At 64.8% G+C, this 3313-nt stretch carries 4 protein-coding genes; all 4 read left to right on the forward strand.

From position 1 onward, the window contains the following. Positions 1 to 113 precede the first annotated feature (113 nt). The 4 genes from AC3WLT_RS37025 (at position 114) to AC3WLT_RS37040 (ending at position 3193) form a co-directional block, all read left to right on the forward strand. Positions 114 to 1037: a branched-chain amino acid transaminase gene (locus tag AC3WLT_RS37025; protein WP_492596503.1), complete on the forward strand. Its 924-nt coding sequence runs from the start codon at positions 114 to 116 to the stop codon at positions 1035 to 1037. Positions 1038 to 1100: 63 nt separating this feature from the next. Beyond that, positions 1101 to 1295, forward strand: coding sequence for a zinc-finger domain-containing protein (locus AC3WLT_RS37030; protein WP_115098945.1), 195 nt, complete (start codon positions 1101 to 1103; stop codon positions 1293 to 1295). A gap of 257 nt (positions 1296 to 1552) precedes the next feature. Then, positions 1553 to 2578: a lipopolysaccharide heptosyltransferase II gene (gene waaF, locus AC3WLT_RS37035; protein ID WP_492596504.1), complete on the forward strand. Its 1026-nt coding sequence runs from the start codon at positions 1553 to 1555 to the stop codon at positions 2576 to 2578. A 168-nt stretch (positions 2579 to 2746) separates the two neighbouring features. Further along, complete coding sequence (locus AC3WLT_RS37040) at positions 2747 to 3193, forward strand: nuclear transport factor 2 family protein (RefSeq protein WP_492596505.1); 447 nt, start codon at positions 2747 to 2749, stop codon at positions 3191 to 3193. Positions 3194 to 3313: the final 120 nt, after the last annotated feature.

A 3313-nucleotide genomic window follows, 5' to 3' on the forward strand; every position in this document is an offset into this window, starting at 1 on the left:
TCCCCCGCCCCAAAGGAAGTCCCCTTGGGGGATTGGGGGATTGCCCCCTCGGGGAGCCTGACGCGAAGCGACAGGATTGGGGGCACTCACAACCGCACCTGCTGGAGAATCGTATGTCAATGGCCGACCGCGACGGCAAGATCTGGATGGATGGCAAGCTCATCGAGTGGCGCGATGCCAAGATCCATGTGCTCACCCACACGCTGCACTACGGCATGGGCGTTTTCGAAGGCGTGCGCGCCTACAAGACGGCCGACGGCGGCACCGCGATTTTCCGCCTGAAGGAACACACCAAGCGTCTGCTGAACTCGGCGAAGATTTTCCAGATGGACGTGCCGTTCGACCACGAAACGCTCGCCGCGGCACAGCTCGAGGTGGTCCGCGCAAACAAGCTGGAATCCTGCTACCTGCGCCCGATCATCTGGGTCGGCTCGGAAAAGCTCGGCGTGTCGGCCAAGGGCAACACGATTCACGTGGCGATCGCCGCCTGGCCGTGGGGTGCTTACCTCGGCGAAGACGGCCTGAAGAAGGGCATCCGTGTGAAGACCTCGTCGTTCACGCGCCATCACGTGAACGTGTCGATGGTCCGCGCCAAGGCGTCGGGCTGGTACGTGAACTCGATCCTCGCCAACCAGGAAGCCACCGCCGACGGCTATGACGAAGCGCTGCTGCTCGACGTGGACGGCTACGTGTCGGAAGGCTCGGGCGAAAACTTCTTCCTCGTGAACAACGGCAAGCTGTACACGCCGGATCTGTCGTCGTGCCTCGACGGCATCACGCGCGACACCGTCATCACGCTGGCGAAAGACGCCGGCATCGAAGTGATCGAAAAACGCATCACGCGCGACGAGGTCTACACCTGCGACGAAGCGTTCTTCACCGGCACCGCCGCCGAAGTCACGCCGATCCGCGAACTCGACAACCGCACGATCGGTTCGGGCGCACGCGGCCCGATCACCGAGAAGTTGCAAGCGGGCTTCTTCGATATCGTGAACGGCAAGAGCGAGAAGTACGCGCACTGGCTGAGCAAGATCTAACGCGCGCTGCCCCGACTTTTAACGGCGCCACGCACGCACCCTGTATACAACGAGAAAGTCCCCATGAGCGAAATCAAGGAAATGCCGCTGGTCGAACTGTCGGCAAAAGACCTGCCGGCGTATTGCCCGAATCCGTCGATGCCGCGCTGGAGCGCCCACCCGCGAGTCTTTATCGACGTGACGCACGGTGAAGCGCGTTGCCCGTACTGCGGTACGCGCTACAAGCTGCGCGACGGCGAAGTGGTCAGAGGTCATTGAACACTGAACGCTGAGCGCTTGCAGCGCTGCTTGCGGCCCTGTTGGCCTCGCCCGCTGCCCGGTTGGTCGTTTGGCTTGCCGTCTTTGCCCTGGTAGCAGGCGATTGCGCGAGCGCGTCGCGGCAACGCCGCGGCCGCGGCGGGTCCGGTCGTACCGGGTCCGCGCCACGCGACTCGCGGCTGACTCCCTTTCACAAACCTGAACGCCACGCGCATAACGCGCGCGGCGCTTCGTTTCGACACCGGACACTCACTCTGATGCGTCGCGCGTTGGTTATCGCACCGAACTGGATCGGTGACGCATTGATGGCGCAGCCGCTGTTCGCGCGCCTCGTGAAATTGCATCCGCGCATCGCGATCGACGCGGTCGCCCCTTCGTGGGTCGCGCCCGTGCTTGAACGGATGCCCGAAATCCGCGACGTCTACGCGACCGATCTCGCGCACGGCAAGCTGCAGATGCTGCGCCGCTGGCAACTGTCGAGCGACTTGCGCGACGTCGGCTACGACGCGGCCTACGTACTGCCGAACTCGCTGAAGTCGGCGCTGATTCCGTGGATGGCGGGCATTGCGCTGCGCATCGGCTATACGGGCGAAAGCCGCTACGGCCTGCTGAACGTGCGTCACGCGAATCCGCGCAAGGACGAGCGCCCGCCGATGGTCGGCCACTACGCCGCCCTCGCCTACGCGCCGGGCGCCAAGGTCCCCGGCGATCTGCCCATGCCGCGGCTCGACGCCGACCTGAACGAGGCGTCGCGCGTGTCGGCGCGCTTCAATCTGGACACGCGCGTGCCGCTGCTGGTGTTCTGTCCCGGCGCCGAGTACGGTCCGGCCAAGCGCTGGCCGCCCGAGCATTTCGCGGCGCTCGCGCAGATGGTCGGCCAGTCGTTCCCCTATACGCAGATCGTCGCGCTCGGTTCGCCGAAAGACGCGCCGCTTGCGCAGGCGATCGCGGAGAAAGCACCGAACGTGCGCAACCTGTGCGGCCAGACCGCGCTGGGCGAGGCTTGCGCGCTGATCTCGCGGGCCAACGCGGTCGTCACCAACGATTCCGGCCTGATGCACGTGACCGCCGCGCTGCGCCGGCCGCTCGTGGCCGTGTACGGCTCGACCGATCCGCGCCACACGCCGCCCTTGTCGGAGCTTGCGAAGGTACAATGGCTCCATCTCGAATGCAGTCCCTGTTTTGAGCGCGAGTGCCCGCTGGGCCATCTGAACTGCCTGAAACAGTTGAGCGCGGAACAGGTATTCGGCGATTTGCGCGGCATGTTGCTCGCGCAACGCTGAACCGACTGACACTTGCACGCAACACCGCACGCATCTGAGCGCGTCGCGTCATGTTCGCGCCTTGCGGCGCGGGCATTCTCGCGCTTGGGTACGATTGTCCGGCGCCCCGGACTGTCCCGCTGACTGCTGCCCCGCAACCGCGCGCCGCGCACAAGAGACTGACGAGCCATGCCACGTTTTGCCCATATCTTCGAAGCCGCCGCCGATACCCTGAACGCCTACTATCAGGCCGTCGCCGAGGTCAATATCGACAGCTTGATGGGCTTGTGGATCGATGAGGAGTTCGTCAGCTGCATCTGCGCCGACGGCTCGCATCTGCACGGCCTCGACAGCATTCGAGCCGGCTTGCAGATCCAGCTGGAAGCCGCGCCGGTCTCGATCGAACCGCTCGATATCCGCGTCTACGACAGCCTCGGCACCGTCGTCTATGCAATTGCCGAAGCGCACCGGCCGGCCAATCCGGCCGCCGCGCCGACGATGGTGTTCACCACTTACGTGATGGTCCACGAACGCGGCGAATGGCGCATTGCGCATATTCACGCGAGTCCGATGCCGAACGAAACCGCCAGCCAGTTCGCGACGAAGATGCGGCATGGCCAGGGCCCGTTGCACTGACGTTCTGTTGATGCTTCACGTTTTTGTTCCGGCGCTGGTATGAGCACGCCCCGCAGGAAGTCCCTCGCCCCGCAGGAAGCCCCTCGCCCCGAAGGAAGTCCCTCGCCCCGAGGGAAGTCC

It is taken from the genome of Paraburkholderia sp. FW306-2-2C-D06C (assembly GCF_058781505.1).